The 14,049-nt window shown below is 40.8% G+C and carries 10 protein-coding genes and 2 pseudogenes; 8 read left to right on the top strand and 4 right to left on the bottom strand.

Going from position 1 to position 14,049, the window contains the following annotated elements; all coding sequences use genetic code 11:
- Nucleotides 1-136 precede the first annotated feature (136 nt).
- Nucleotides 137-310: pseudogene (locus tag RMY32_RS11950) on the top strand (acyl-CoA thioesterase); the annotation flags it as partial.
- A gap of 842 nt (nucleotides 311-1,152) precedes the next feature.
- Nucleotides 1,153-1,983 (top strand): phytoene/squalene synthase family protein, encoded by an 831-nt coding sequence (locus RMY32_RS11945; protein WP_322710514.1) that lies wholly within the window; start codon nucleotides 1,153-1,155, stop codon nucleotides 1,981-1,983.
- 326 nt (nucleotides 1,984-2,309) lie between these two features.
- Here the strand turns inward: RMY32_RS11945 and RMY32_RS11940 are convergent.
- Nucleotides 2,310-2,468 (bottom strand): annotated as a pseudogene (locus RMY32_RS11940) (IS4 family transposase); the annotation flags it as partial.
- Nucleotides 2,469-2,846: 378 nt separating this feature from the next.
- Between RMY32_RS11940 and RMY32_RS11935 the strand changes: the two are divergent.
- From RMY32_RS11935 to RMY32_RS11925, 3 genes are all read left to right on the top strand, one after another.
- Nucleotides 2,847-3,362, top strand: coding sequence for a pentapeptide repeat-containing protein (locus RMY32_RS11935; RefSeq protein ID WP_322710513.1), 516 nt, complete (start codon nucleotides 2,847-2,849; stop codon nucleotides 3,360-3,362).
- A 290-nt stretch (nucleotides 3,363-3,652) separates the two neighbouring features.
- On the top strand, nucleotides 3,653-5,191 hold the full coding sequence (locus RMY32_RS11930) for a DUF1565 domain-containing protein (protein ID WP_322710512.1): 1,539 nt from the start codon (nucleotides 3,653-3,655) through the stop codon (nucleotides 5,189-5,191).
- 288 nt (nucleotides 5,192-5,479) lie between these two features.
- Nucleotides 5,480-6,331, top strand: a complete 852-nt coding sequence (locus RMY32_RS11925) for a hypothetical protein (RefSeq protein WP_322710511.1) — start codon at nucleotides 5,480-5,482, stop codon at nucleotides 6,329-6,331.
- A gap of 25 nt (nucleotides 6,332-6,356) precedes the next feature.
- Here RMY32_RS11925 and RMY32_RS11920 read toward each other — a convergent pair whose 3' ends face one another.
- Complete coding sequence (locus tag RMY32_RS11920) at nucleotides 6,357-8,429, bottom strand: tetratricopeptide repeat protein (RefSeq protein ID WP_322710510.1); 2,073 nt, start codon at nucleotides 8,427-8,429, stop codon at nucleotides 6,357-6,359.
- A gap of 483 nt (nucleotides 8,430-8,912) precedes the next feature.
- On the opposite strand from RMY32_RS11920, the gene RMY32_RS11915 reads away from it, so the two are divergent.
- A complete protein-coding gene (locus RMY32_RS11915; RefSeq protein WP_179068682.1) occupies nucleotides 8,913-9,173 on the top strand; it encodes a hypothetical protein in 261 nt (86 codons plus the stop codon).
- A 313-nt stretch (nucleotides 9,174-9,486) separates the two neighbouring features.
- Nucleotides 9,487-10,047 (top strand): PEP-CTERM sorting domain-containing protein, encoded by a 561-nt coding sequence (locus tag RMY32_RS11910; protein WP_322710509.1) that lies wholly within the window; start codon nucleotides 9,487-9,489, stop codon nucleotides 10,045-10,047.
- A 64-nt stretch (nucleotides 10,048-10,111) separates the two neighbouring features.
- Here RMY32_RS11910 and RMY32_RS11905 read toward each other — a convergent pair whose 3' ends face one another.
- Nucleotides 10,112-12,472, bottom strand: coding sequence for a PhoX family phosphatase (locus RMY32_RS11905; protein WP_322710508.1), 2,361 nt, complete (start codon nucleotides 12,470-12,472; stop codon nucleotides 10,112-10,114).
- Between the two features lie 336 nt (nucleotides 12,473-12,808).
- Here RMY32_RS11905 and RMY32_RS11900 point away from each other — a divergent pair, with 336 nt between their 5' ends.
- Complete coding sequence (locus tag RMY32_RS11900; protein ID WP_322710507.1) at nucleotides 12,809-13,762, top strand: glycosyltransferase family 2 protein; 954 nt, start codon at nucleotides 12,809-12,811, stop codon at nucleotides 13,760-13,762.
- 69 nt (nucleotides 13,763-13,831) lie between these two features.
- Here RMY32_RS11900 and RMY32_RS11895 read toward each other — a convergent pair.
- The coding region (locus RMY32_RS11895) for a hypothetical protein (RefSeq protein ID WP_322710506.1) at nucleotides 13,832-14,049 on the bottom strand (218 nt) is incomplete at its 5' end.

Raw genomic sequence — 14,049 nt, 5'->3', positions numbered from 1 at the left:
TGTGAAGTTGCACATATCTTGATCCCCCTAAATCCCCCTTGAAAAGGGGGACTTTGATAGATGTTTTTCCGGTTCCCCCCTTTTTAAGGGGGGTTAGGGGGGATCGAATTCTATGCAGCTTTATAAAAAATTGGTATTAGGACGCTTAAAGTGGACTGTGCAAGCTGAAATTTTATCTAACAATGAATTAGCAGCAGTGGCTAGTCAGAAGGGTGGTTTTGTCAGTTTGCAAAATAATCGCCTTATTCCCATTCCAGAGGAATTACAGAAAAAATATTTACAATATCAACAAGGGATTCAGAAAATTTAATAATTAGGAATACTTCTATATTTTTTTAGTTTTTTACAGACTGTTCGGTTTGTTTGTAAACAGAATCTGAACTATAACACCGATTTTTGATGAATACGCGAAAGAATCCACTGCCTGCGGCACCTCCCCTTGCTAAGAGCAGATAGATAGGGAAGTATCCTCTCATTCCCACTTCTTGCAAAAGTCGGGAAAAGGTATGGAATTTGCCCGACTTTTGCCAATCTCGTAAATATACGGGAACTTCTTGTTTTGAATTTTGGTCACTTTATGTCACTTTGAACAGCAAGGCGGTTCTGACTCCAATAGATTAGATATAGTCTATAGTCACAACTCAGGCATTGCAGCCTTATTATGTTGTCCAGTTTAACTGACCCTAACTCTTCGGTAAACCACTGTACCTATCCAAAGGTATGTACAAATGCTGTTATCCGTTGTCAGCTTTTCCTGAATTGTCTTTATATATACAATAATTACATTTTGCTAGTCAGATTAACGCAGACTTCAAGCACTTTCAAATCGCTAAAATGGATGTTTCCTTATAGAACGATTTCGTCATATCTAACCAAATATTACCATAATTCTTTATATGTATGCTAAAAGTTTATGAAAGCTATATCAAACGACACTTTAAACAATTTTGCACCCAAAAACCTCTATACTAGACTAGACTTTGATAAATTTGAGAGTTTTGTTAATTGCAATACCAAAAACTATCAATTTTTAGATGAAATACTAGCGTATCTTATAGTCTATAGTTTTTAAAGTTTAGTCAAAACTATATCCAGTAACATCAAAAAACTGCAAACTTCATGTGGTGCAAAAATCAAGTGGGGAGTGAAGACATGAATTTACGTAGAGATGCATTGCAAATCCTCAAAGAAACTAGCCGAACTTTTTATATCCCAATTAGTCTTTTACCGCCAGGATTGCAAGAAGCAGTAGCATCAGCATATTTGTGTATGCGTGCCATTGATGAAATTGAAGATCATCCCGAACTAGATAACGCTACTAAAGCAAAGCTGTTAAGAACCATTAGCCTGACATTACAGGCAGGAGTTGATGGCTTTGCAGTAGATGCTTTCTTTGCAGGATTTAGTGGGTATGAGAATTCATTAGAAGAAGTCACTTTGAGGATTAGAGAATGGTCACTGCTAGCACCAGACACCATTGCACCTCGAATTTGGGATGCCACTGCTGCAATGGCTGACCGGATGGCTTATTGGTCAGAAAAAAACTGGAAAATTCATACAGAATCTGATTTAGATCGTTATACCTTTGGAGTTGCAGGTGCAGTGGGACTGTTACTTTCTGACTTGTGGACTTGGTATGATGGAACACAAACAAATCGTACCCAGGCGATTGGTTTTGGTCGGGGTTTACAAGCAGTCAATATCTTGCGTAACCACACTGAAGATTTGAAGCGTGGGGTAGAATTCTTCCCAGAAGGTTGGAGTGCAGAAAATATGCAAGAGTATGCCCAACGCAATCTAGGTTTGGCCGAAGCTTATATCAAAGACCTTCCTGCCGGGCCAGCCTTAGATTTTTGTCAAATCCCCTTCACCTTGGCAAAGGGCACTCTTGACGCCCTTGCTAATGGTAAAGAGAAACTCAGCCGCAGTGATGTTTTTGCACTTATCGAACAGCTGACTAGTGTGAATATGAAAGCTAGCTAATAATCTCTTAACGACTAATGGAGATAATTCTAAATTGCCTCCAAATTTGGGCATCCAAAATTCTACAGCGAATTTCTGTAGGGTAGCCAGTGCGGTCTTCTCCCTTCCTTCTCTACGAGACCTCCGCGTTCGCGTAGCGTTTCGGAGGAAAGGCGTTAGCCTCTCCCTTTGGGAGCTATCCATTAGTCACATTTTTCTTAAGATTGCCGTAAAGTAGGCTCTAAAGGAGTGAGAGAAGTAAACAACGGCGGCATAGTTGACAAAATCAACATAAAATGTATAGGTAGCAGGGATAGTGTGGCACATCCACCAGAGGCGCTCGTTAACTACAAAGATGGAGATGGAGAATCTAAGTGAAGAAGTTTCCTGGTGGCAGGGATATCGTGTAATCGCCGCAGCCCACGCCAAATGGTTTTCACTCTTGGTTCACCATCGCCTTTGCGTCCCAAAAAGCCACCAAGAGTTGCAATCATGCGTACTGCTTGACTTTTAAAATGAGCAACATCCCTCCCAAGTATGAAATTAACTCACGACTCTAGGTAGTAGCGCTAGTAGTTAAAAATAGCTAGTCTAGACAAAGTTGATTCAACATCCACTTTAGTTTGATTCATCACAATTATCATCTGTGGCGCGTACTGAAGATTTACAGTTAGTCTGAATAGTCCAAAATTATTCATAATCGTTCGCTTGCAGACTCGCTACTACTGCGCTAACGTAATTCGTAATTAAAGACTATTTCAGACTCTTATTTAAACACCCAAACTGAGACAAAGCCACGCATATATAATAAATGGCAATTACATTCAAAAATTACGAATTACGAATTACGAATTAGTTAAACGTTCCTTAGCACAGTGACAGATATGAAAGCAGATCAACTCCTGAAAAACTACGCCGCAGGTGTCAGAGACTTTACTGGCGTCAACTTGAGTGAGGTCAATTTAAGAGAAGCCGATCTCAGTGGCGTAATTTTAGATCGAGCAATTTTAGATGGAGCTAATCTGAGTCACGCTAATTTAACCGCCGCCAGTTTGATTGAAGCAGACTTAAATGGAGCAGATTTGAGCAATGCGGATCTCAGTAATAGCAACTTAAGCAAAGCTATTTTGGATGGAGCTATTTTGGATGGAGCTAATTTGAGTCACGCTGATTTGACGGTTGCTAAATTGATTGAAACTAAATTGAGTGAGGCGGATTTGCAGGAAGCAAACTTGATAGCAGCAAATCTAGATGGAGCGGATTTAAGTGGTGCAGATTTAACTGTAGCCGACTTATCCCAGGCAAATCTCACTCAAGCAGATTTGAACCAGACAAATTTGAGCGGAGCCAATTTGGATGGAGCCAATATAGAAGGAACCATTCTGGATGAGAATGTTTAATCTCATTTTCTTACAGAGCAAGGGTTCTGGGTTGCTGACTCAATACATTAACCAAAACAGTACCTTGGAACACCGAGATTAAACTCGATTGTTTCCACTGACAATGCGATTGAGATGAGAACTTAGAATGTTGCACAAGAGTTTGTGACTTTTGTGTACACACGATCTGCTTGCCAGAAAAAGTCAGATGGATATATTTTCTATACACAAGGATATTACTGTGAAAAAGTTTGCTAAAAGTAGTGTTATTTACGATTGTCATAATTAAAACAATTGACTCTCAACTATCAATGGTGAACTCTACCCTCGTCGTCACACTTTATGTCAACCCTATGACAGGGAATGATACCAATACTGGTTCGCGGTTGAGTCCTTTTAAAAGCCTCACCCGTGCTTTAAAAGTAACCAAAATCCCGACGATAATTCATCTGGAGTCGGGGACTTACAATGCCTCTAGTGGCGAAGTGTTTCCACTAATCATCCCTAGAGGGGTGACAGTGGTGGGTAATGAAGCTAACAAAGGTGTAGGGATTGTAATTTCCGGGAGTGGTGAGTATCAAAGTCCCAGTTTTGGTATACAAAATATTACGTTGCTCTTGGTAGATAATGCCAGTCTTTTAGGTATAACTGTCACCAATCCCTCAGCCAAAGGTACTGGTATCTGGATTGAATCGGCTGCACCTACTTTAAGTAACAATACTTTGAGCAACTGTGGGCGGGAAGGTGTGTTTACCACTGGTACTGCCAAACCCGCAATTTTAGATAACATATTTGTACAAAATACTGCTTGCGGGTTAGTAATGGCAGGTCATAGCCAGGGAGAAGTACGGCGGAATGTATTTCAAAGAAACCCTTTAGGCATAGCAATTAGTGACTTTGCCGTTCCAACGATCGCCAATAACAAATTATCAGAAAATCGCACAGCGATCGCACTTTCTCGCAATGCCCAACCTGTGCTACGTCAAAATCTGATTATTAACAATACCCAAGGTGGTCTATTAGTCAATGGCAATGCAGTCCCCGATTTAGGTAATAGCGAAGATCCAGGTGATAATATTTTTTGCGATCATAGGGAATTTGATTTATATAATGCCACTACACAAAAGCTAGTTTCCGTAGGTAATCAATTAGATTCGTCTCTAGTCAAGGGTTTGGTAGAATTACTCCCAATCAATCCAGTAGCAGTTAACACTAGTTACTCTAATAGCTCGACAGAATCCCCACCTCAAAAACCCTCCTTGTCCCCTTGTCCCCTTCTCACCTCTCCCGAACTAAACGACCATTGGGCAGAAGCATTTATTCAAGCATTAGCGAGGATGGATTTAATTCATGCGTTTGCTGATGGTAGCTATCAGCCAGATAAACCCATGACTCGCGCCCAGTATGCAGCAATGGTTGCGATCGCTTTTAACCCATTTCCCAAAATCCCATCTCCTGATTTTACGGATGTACCCAAGGATTTTTGGGCTTATAGCGCTATCCAAATCGCGGCTAGCGGTGGCTTTGTTGGTGGATTTAGCGATTGCACTTTCCGCCCCGATCGAGGTGTGCAGCGGCTACAGGTGATTGTCTCCTTAGTAAACGGACTGAGATTACCAGCTGTTGATAGCGGTGTTGTAGACGTATATAGCGATCGTCATACCATTCCCGACTATGCCCGAACAGCCGTTGCTACTGCTACACAACGGGGAATAGTTGTCAACTATCCAGATCCGAAAGTGCTTGCACCTTTACGTTTGGCAACACGCGCCGAAGTTGCAGCAATGGTTTATCAAGCATTAGTTGCCATTGGGCGAACATCTGCGATTAAAATAATTCGTAATTCGTAATTAAGTTTTGCAAGGGGGATAAAGACAAGAGCCACAAAACTTGCTGCGACTCGACGGCTCGACTGAACGCTCGCCGAACATGATATCAGTTGCTATGCAACTTAAACCCTTAGAATTTATTAAATCAGTCTATGTGGGGTTGCATTCTAGAAGTTGACAAGTAAAATAGGGAACACTGCCTATCGGCTCAGCAACTCTTGGAAAAATAAACCATGTAGTTAAAAGCACGCTAGGCTAATATGCGATGGGTGACAAATCTTAGACCTATTGCCTAAAGCTAATAGCCCCATGTTAACAACACTTCCAGACACCTCTGCCAACTTGGCGATCGCCTTATTAATTAACTATAGTTTCGATCTCGGTGGGTATAGTGCCAATGAGCTAGTTGAGCGTTGGCAAACGCAATACCCCCTTAATTGGCTACACCTGGCAGTGATTGAGGCACTATATCAAGGTCGTTATAAAGCGGTTTCTGTGCAGCAAATTTTAGTATTTTGGCAGCGCCGGGATCAGGCTACATATCATTTCAATATGGAATTTGAACGGATGATTTGTAGCAAGTTTCCTCAAAACTTAACGTCATCGGCTGCGCCAGCTCTACCGCCAGCCAAGAAAAAACCCACTGTAGAGCAAGTAACGAGTCCTCAATTACCACCAGCTAAGATTCGCAATGGCTATCAACACAGCAATACTGCAATTCTCCAACTGAAAAGTTATGAACCAAAGACATCTTTGAGTGAAGAACAAGGGAAGCAAGAAGATAGAGACAATAAAACCGTCTTAAAGTCTCCCCTTTCTGCGAAATTTACCTCTTCAGCAACCCTTGAGCGATTATCTGCTGTCAGCCAAAAGCAAACTTCACAAGAAAGTCCAGTGCCTTTCCCGTCACCAAACCATCATCAACGACAGCCAAAACTGCTCCCGCCTGCTCCTATTCATGCCCCAATTGGGCAATTTACCCCCGAAACAAGCGATCGCCCTGATTCTTTTACATCTAAACTCAAAGCTATGTCTAGCGAACATAACCCAGGTGTGGGGAGCAGGGAGCAGGGGAGCAGGGGAGCAGGAAGCACGGAACAGGGAGCAGGGAGCAGGGAGAGAATAACTAATGACAAACGACAAACGACAGATGACAAATGACAAATGACAAACGACAAATAACATTTTATTCTGCAACTAACAGCTTAAAGCGTTCATCGTCGGCAATATCATCAAAATCGAGGTCGGCTGCTGCGTCTTCTTTATACCTGGGATTAAGTTCAATCGCTTGTTGTAGAGTTAACAGAGATCGGTCAACTTGTCTTTGCAATGCGTAACAGGCTGCTTTGTTGTAATAAGCACTGGCATAATCTGGCTTAATTTCTAACGCTTTGTTAAAACTAGCGATCGCTTCATCATCGCGTCCTAATCTTACCAATGTATAACCATGTTTATCCCAGATTTTGGGAGAATTAGGTTGGAATTCCAGCGCTTTCTCAAAGGAGATTATTGCCTCTTCGTATTGTTCTAATGCTACTAGGGAAAGACCGCGATTTAACCAAGCAACGGCATCATCGGGTTTAATTTGTGTGGCTTTATCAAATGAGTCAAAGGCTTGCTGATGCTGTTGTAAGTTACCAAAAGCAACGCCGCGATCGCACCAAGCTTGATGATAATCTGGCTGAATCGCAATCGCTTTATCGTAAGATGCGGTCGCATCTTGGTAGCGTTTTAATCTTCCTAGAGTTAGACCACGTTTTAACCAACTCACAGGTTCATCAGGTTGGATTTTCACTGCTTGGTTGTAAGCTGCGAGCGCATCTTCATAGCGTTTTTGAGAAAACAGATCGTCTCCCTGTTTTACATACTCATCAGCAGTGAATTCTGGTTTTTGTGGCTGTTCTTGTATTTCTTCTTCAACTTCATAATTTACCACCTCTAGAATGGATTCAGGCGTAATTTCAGATAGTTCTTGAAGAATCAGATCCTTTCTTTCTTCGGCATCTAATTGTAACTCAGAGAGTTGAGAGTCAAATTCAGTTTCTAATCTTTCTAACTTCTCTAAAATGAGAATTTTTTGTTGTTGGGCATTCCATTGTAATTCTGAGAATTGCGAACTAAACTCAGAACCAGATTTTTCTAAATTCTCAATGAGTAGCTCTTTGGATTTTTGAGCATCGACTTGTAATGCAGATAATTGAAATTTAAATTCTGACTGCAATATTTCTAAACTTCCAATAAGTTTATTTTTTTGTTCTTGAGCATCTATCTGTAATTCAGATAATTGAGATTTAAGTTCCCGCTCAAATATACCTAAACTGTCAACCGCAATCTCTTTTTGCTTTTGAGCATCAACCTGTAATTCAGATAACTTTACTACAAATTCTGACTGTAATTTTGTTAAGCTTTCAAAAATTATATCTTGTTGTTGTTGTTGAGCATCAGACTGCCATCTTGAAAGTTGAGATGTGTACTCAGACTTTGATATTTCTAAATCAGCAACAGCTAGTTCTTGCTGTTGTTGCACACCTAACTTTAACTTAGACAGTTCTTCTGCGATCGCAGATGCTAATTTTCCTAAATTATCCAGTGCTATATCTTTTTGTTGTTGAGCATCAAACTCTAACTTAGATAGTCCTGAAGCAAATTTTGACTCTAAATTTTTTATATTTTCTTGAGATTTTTTTAGTTCCGCTTCTAATCTACTTAATACCTGCGCTTTAGCTAAATCTAGATCGGATATCAGAATAGATACATTTTCTTGCTCATTTTTAATTTTTTGTTGTAAAGCAGTCGTTTCCTGTTCTAATTCATAATTTATTTTTTTCGCTTCTTGAATAACATTTTCAGCTTCTTGTTTAACGGTGGTTAACTGATTTTGTAATTGTTCCATTCCCTGGACTTGTTGCATTGCCCTATCAACAATTTCCCGAATGATCGCCCGTCGCAACAGCCATAACAAAGCAATGACTGCGACTGGAAAGAGACTTAGTATAACTAGCCAAACATCGAGTAAAATAGTTGTGCGGCTAAAAGTGCTTTTTAAATCAGATTGGACTTGCTGTAGAATTCGTTTTTCTGCTCGTAGTCGTGCTAATTCTTCCCGGTCTGGATTCGATAACACCGAAGTCGGAGTTAGTGCTGGATTGGGTGATGGTGCAGATTGTCCATTGGCGATTCCAACGGATAAAAGTAAGGGTAAAAATACAATCGTGCTTTTTACAATTAAAGCGAAAACAGCTTGATTTTTGCTCTGCATAACAACCATCTGCGTCTGTTGGTCAGTTTTTGAAGCGGCGTGCCTCTCTCCAATCTATAACAGAATTAAGTAGTTAAATGTTGTAAAAGCAGTGTAAAATTCTGAGCAATCCTTAACTAATCCGTTTCCTCGTCCTTAGTGTACGTACAACTTTAGTAGTAGAGTGTAGTCAAGTTTGTGACAATTTTTTTGAGATACTATTATAACACTACTAAGTTGTAACTACTGCTAAAGATAGTGAAAGTCAAGCGGTAAAAATCATAATTTATCAACTAGTGGAAGAGAAAATGCGAAAGCATCGACGCTTTCTTAGACCATCAACCAAAGAAGGTTTAGACTTTGTTTTTACAGATAAAAGGGCGTTTAAACTGGAAGTTCTACCTGTATGGGAAGTGTCAGATGTGGTTACTTCGCATTAACATTAGATTATCTCCGGTAGGCAGATTACTTGTACTCAAATTAACTTAACAAAGGCGGTAGAAAATGGGTCGCATAAATCCTTACACACTGCAATTGCAGATTACCCGAATGTTTGAGCAAGGGCAATCATTTTTTGCCACAACCAAGGTACAGGAATGGTTGAAAGAACATAAACACAATCCAGAAGATTATGACATTATTTTCCATAAAAAACCTGCACCTCCTGGTTCCAAAGAAGTGATGGTTGTGGAAATTGAATTACGCCGCAAAGATGGACAACCTGTAGATCCGTGGTTGCAGGAACAAGCAAATCTCCATGCCTGATCGCAACTATAGCAGTCCTAAATTAGATGTGAAAACTTCTTTTTCTTTACTTGGCATTTCGCAGAAAAAGTGGTTTGTTCATTTTCCCAACTTAGATAGGATTGCTATGTGTAAGGGCTACGCCCAAACTAAAAACATAAGCTAGTGTAAATTTTGAAATAAGTTTACACAAATTTTATATATACCTGACAACTTTAAGGATTTAACAAAGATCATCTTTTATTAGTTATTTCTTAACCTATATACATTGGTGAAAAGTTTATTTAAGTGAAATTACAGAATTATTCATTTTTTAGCTTCGGAGCATTTTCTGATGAAATTAGCTAAAAACATTACCATTGCTGCTTTTGCTGTTGCGATCGCGGTTGCTGCTGTTATTAAACCGACACAAGCTGCCTCAGTTAATTATGATTTCACCGTAAATGCCACATCTGGCGATCGCCCTGGTCAGTATTTCGGCTCTTTTCGATATGATGACTCGACATTAAGCGGGTTAGGCGAGGAAACTCTAGGCGTTAACAATGGATTATCTATTTTGTTTGACTACTTGGGTACTCAGTATACAGGGGCAAGTGATTTTGATTACCCATCATCTCCTGTAGTCAGCTTTACAAATGGCAACCTGTCAGGATTGAGCTATTTGGTTGAAGATCAATTTTTTATTGGTAATAATCCAGGTAATCCTAATACAGGGGGAACAAAATTTTATCGCATTTTGAGTGCTGACTTATTGTCTACAACAGAAGTGGGGACAGTAACTTACTCTAAGAGTACGCCCGTACCAGAACCGATGACTCTTGGTGGTATAGCGATCGCTAGTGCTATGGCGTTGGGAATCAAACCCAAGAAAAAACTATCTGGACTGACAAATTAATAGTCCTACTTTGAAAATTAATCTAGAGACGTTAGATAATAACGTCTCTATACAACACATAGTTTTAAGTGAAACTATCAGTAGGATTCTTACGTTTGATACCAATTACAGATGGTTTAGGAAGACTTCTAGGTTGACCCTTTCCACCGTCAGCAGTTGGGATGTTGCTTGGCCAACTACTGCCACGAGGGACAGTCCGGGTCTGATTGAATGTAATACCATTCAAATCTAGTAGTTCAATCTCACGACTCAAAATCGTACCATCATTAATTGGGCTATCTTCGCCGGGATGCTGTACGGAAATAATCAGCGTATCTCCGACAAAAGTTGGCCCTGTCATCTCACAACGCACTGGCCCCTGAGCAAACGGTATTACCTCTCCCGCATGAGTACCAGTAGTAGGAATGTAGAATAGCCAGTTATTACCGAAAACTCCTGTAAAATTGGAAACATTACCACTGGCTGTGTGGTCGATGATAGTTACAGTACCAGCAGCACCAACATTAAAACCATTGTGAGTGGTGGTAGACATATCCGTTACCCCCCAAATATTTGCCTTATTGTCGAACACTAAATTATCGACGTTGGCAAAACCAGCACCAGAAATCGATCCGGCTTCTCCACCTTGAGCAAATCTTTGCCAACGGAAGGTTAAACCAGTCCCATCAGCACTATCTTCAATAATCTTGTACAATCCGCCGGATTGCTGCGTTGCGTTGACGTTTGTATTCAACTTGGCAACCTGGAAAATACGCGAATCTGGATAACCGTCGCCTCCTGGCGCACCGTCAGTATAGGCAATGAATACTTCTTTGGTGGTCGGATGCACTTCTATATCTTCTGGACGTGCTGTCGGAGTTCCGCCAGCCAAATTCGCTGCTAAAAAAGCATCACTAAGAATAGCACCTTGGGAAGTGTAGAAGTCAGATAACTTCTTACCTTGATAAGCAGGTAGTCTCTCTGCTTCGTTGGTGCGATCGACTGCGAGGGAACCGCCATCTGTAGTTTCACCTGCAATCCCATTACGTTTTGGTAGCGGTAAAAGACCATTTCTTTGAGCCGAACCCAAAGCAGCAAACTCCACAGAAGATATTAACGATGGCGAAATGGGATTGGTAGGAGTGGTTAAACGTAACGGTATCCATTGACCCGTACCATTTGGATTATAACGGGCGACATACAACGTACCACTTTCCCATAAACTGCTGTTGACTTTACTGGTTGGTGAAGAAATAATACCTGCACTGATAAATTTCCAGGTGTGTCCCCCACGTCTATCATCACCCATATAGGCGATTAATGGTTTCCTCGCTTCGGCACGGATGGCAACGTTTTCATGACGGAAACGACCCAATAAAGTGTGCTTGCGAGGGCGGAAATTTGGATTAACAGGGTCAATTTCGACAATCCAACCGTATTTTTCACCAACTAAACCGAAGGTCTTACCGGTAGTACCATCGATGTAACCTGTTTGAGTACCATTAGGGTTGACTGATTCTGTAACACCAACAAAACCTCCTACACTTCCTTGAAAGTTCTCTTCGCCACTTAAAATAGTTCCCCAAGGAGTTGTACCGCCAGAACAGTTATAACTAGTGCCAATAATTTTGTTACCTAATCCATCAGAGGAGAAGTTAAATACTTGGGTTGCAGCTGGGCCAGTGGCGATGAGATAGTTTTGATCGCCTTTTTGGTAGCTGCGACTTCCCCAAGAAGTGACATTTTTATATTCATCACTTCTTTGGCTATTAATTCCCAACCCAGAAAGACCGTGAAGGCGACGATTTCTCACATCACCTTTAACCACTGCATAACGGCTACTAGAATTACGTCGGGAGATGCGGACGATCGATCCGCCTAAGTTATATAGAACTTCGCCGTCAAATTCAATACCTCTGGTGGTAGGTAAAGCCCAGCCAATCACTGATTCAAAGGTGGTAGGTAATCCTTTAACATCAGCAGGAGCTTCTGGTGCTAAATCGGAAAATGGAAAACTGACGTATTCGTGATTAACCCACAAATAGCCGACATCGTTGGTTCTACCCAGAGGAATGAAACCCGTATAATCGTTGTTGTAACCGAAATATTCATCTTTGTTAGGAAAGACGCGATCGCCCCAGCTGATAATTACGTAACGTTCATATTCTGGTGGCACTACCAGATCGTCAACTACGTTGTAGCTATTTAATTTCGTATTTGCAGATGGATTGATTACCTGTCCCTGACCGATTCCCGTTGGCAAGAAACTTTTCTGCTGTTTATAAACGGGTAAGGAATGGGGTAAGCGCACTGGTGTAAAGCTCAGTGGCTTGTTGGTTGCTCCGGCAATACTGGAAACACCATCTATAATTGTGTCTCCTAAGACAGCCGCACCAGCACTGCCAGCAAAAAATACTAAAATTTGTCTGCGACTTAATTTAGACATCAAACTTTCCTCTGTTGTGACATCAAGAATTTTGTAAAAGCAAATCTTGATTACTGGTAGAAAAAGCCATCAATTATTTACGTGAAATGCCATATATTTTGAATAGTCAGTAACCTGTTACTAACAAAAGGTTGTTTGCTGTTTAGGTCAGCTAACTAGACAAAAAATTTTCAGTTTGTCATATAATCTAATGACCAAAAATTAACATCAGGTTATATCTTGATTAATGGGGATTTATTTTGTACTAAATCTCAAAATAAGAAGTTAGAAATCCAGTCAGGAACAGTGTCAACGCCCCATCTGTCCTATCCTGGAGATGGATAAATCAATAGTGTTGTGGGTGAGACTGTGTTTTTCAGCGTTGTGATACCGACTTATAATCGCCAACCGATTTTAGAAAAGTGCCTCCGCGCCTTGGAGGTGCAGGAGTTGAGTCAGCCAAGTTCGGTTACTGATTACGAGATTGTCTTGGTGGATGATGGTTCTACTGATGGCACATTGGAGTGGTTAGCAGCACACAAAGAAGAGTTTCCTCATGTGCGCTGGTTTGAGCAAGATCATGCTGGCCCAGCTGCGGCTCGGAATTTGGGAGTAGAACAGGTGCAGGGAGACACAATTATCTTTATTGATAGTGATTTAGTAGTGCTGAAGAATTTCCTGCAAGCTCATGCTGAAGCACTAGTCAAGGGGAAAGAGAAATTGGGGAGTGATCGCTTTTTCACTTACGGTGCAGTTATTAACACTTGTAATTTCAATAATCCAACTGCTGAACCCTACAAAGTCACAGATTTTTCAGCAGCTTTTTTTGCTACGGGAAATGTAGCAATTCCCAAACATTGGCTAGATAAAGCCGGACTTTTTGATACTAGTTTTCAACTCTATGGCTGGGAAGATTTAGAATTAGGTGTGCGGCTAAAAAAACTAGGTTTGACACTAATTAAATGTCCAGAAGCCGTAGGATATCACTGGCATCCAGCATTTAAATTAGAACAAATTCCGCGATTGATTGACCAAGAAATTCAACGCGGACGGATGGGAGTTTTGTTTTATCAAAAGCATCCCACATGGGAAGTGCGAATGATGATTCAAATGACTTGGCTGCATCGCTTACTTTGGGGGATTTTGTCACTCAATGGTGCGCTAAATGAACGGACAATGGCTCCGTTATTGCAATGGCTAATTAATTTAGGTAAACCGCAATTAGCTTTAGAAATTGCTCGAATTTTTCTCAACTGGTACAACGTGAAGGGTGTCTATGAAGCCTATGATCAAATGCAGCAAGCATCGTGAGTTTGGGCTTCATTTGAACAATTTCAGACTTGTGTATACACCGTAGGTTTTTAAGGGGGGTTGCGGGGATCAATAAGTACTTACTGTGTACCTTAACCGAACCGCTCCTCTTTGCGCCGTCTGTGCGTGAAAACAATTATCTTGCCCTAATACCATTTCTGTATGAAGCTGCGCTAAATTATTCACAAGGGTGTATTTGGTAAAAGTGTAATGGGTCTCAAATTGCAAGTTGAGATTAAACAGAGCCGAGAAGAATTGGAAAAAGCTGTTAAATATGCCGCAGAAGG

This window comes from Nostoc sp. ChiSLP03a (assembly GCF_034531215.2).
In the GTDB taxonomy this organism is placed as follows: Bacteria; Cyanobacteriota; Cyanobacteriia; order Cyanobacteriales; family Nostocaceae; genus Nostoc.
This window is presented reverse-complemented; position numbering and strand designations above follow the sequence as displayed.

What these genes read in the sequence shown, in the direction of transcription:
- RMY32_RS11920 (WP_322710510.1), bottom strand. Translation starts at nt 8,429, where the DNA reads ATGCAGAGCAAAAATCAAGCTGTTTTCGCTTTAATTGTAAAAAGCACG.
- RMY32_RS11925 (WP_322710511.1), top strand. Translation starts at nt 5,480, where the DNA reads ATGTTAACAACACTTCCAGACACCTCTGCCAACTTGGCGATCGCCTTA.
- RMY32_RS11910 (WP_322710509.1), top strand. Translation starts at nt 9,487, where the DNA reads ATGAAATTAGCTAAAAACATTACCATTGCTGCTTTTGCTGTTGCGATC.
- RMY32_RS11935 (WP_322710513.1), top strand. Translation starts at nt 2,847, where the DNA reads ATGAAAGCAGATCAACTCCTGAAAAACTACGCCGCAGGTGTCAGAGAC.
- RMY32_RS11945 (WP_322710514.1), top strand. Translation starts at nt 1,153, where the DNA reads ATGAATTTACGTAGAGATGCATTGCAAATCCTCAAAGAAACTAGCCGA.
- RMY32_RS11930 (WP_322710512.1), top strand. Translation starts at nt 3,653, where the DNA reads ATGGTGAACTCTACCCTCGTCGTCACACTTTATGTCAACCCTATGACA.
- RMY32_RS11915 (WP_179068682.1), top strand. Translation starts at nt 8,913, where the DNA reads ATGGGTCGCATAAATCCTTACACACTGCAATTGCAGATTACCCGAATG.
- RMY32_RS11905 (WP_322710508.1), bottom strand. Translation starts at nt 12,472, where the DNA reads ATGTCTAAATTAAGTCGCAGACAAATTTTAGTATTTTTTGCTGGCAGT.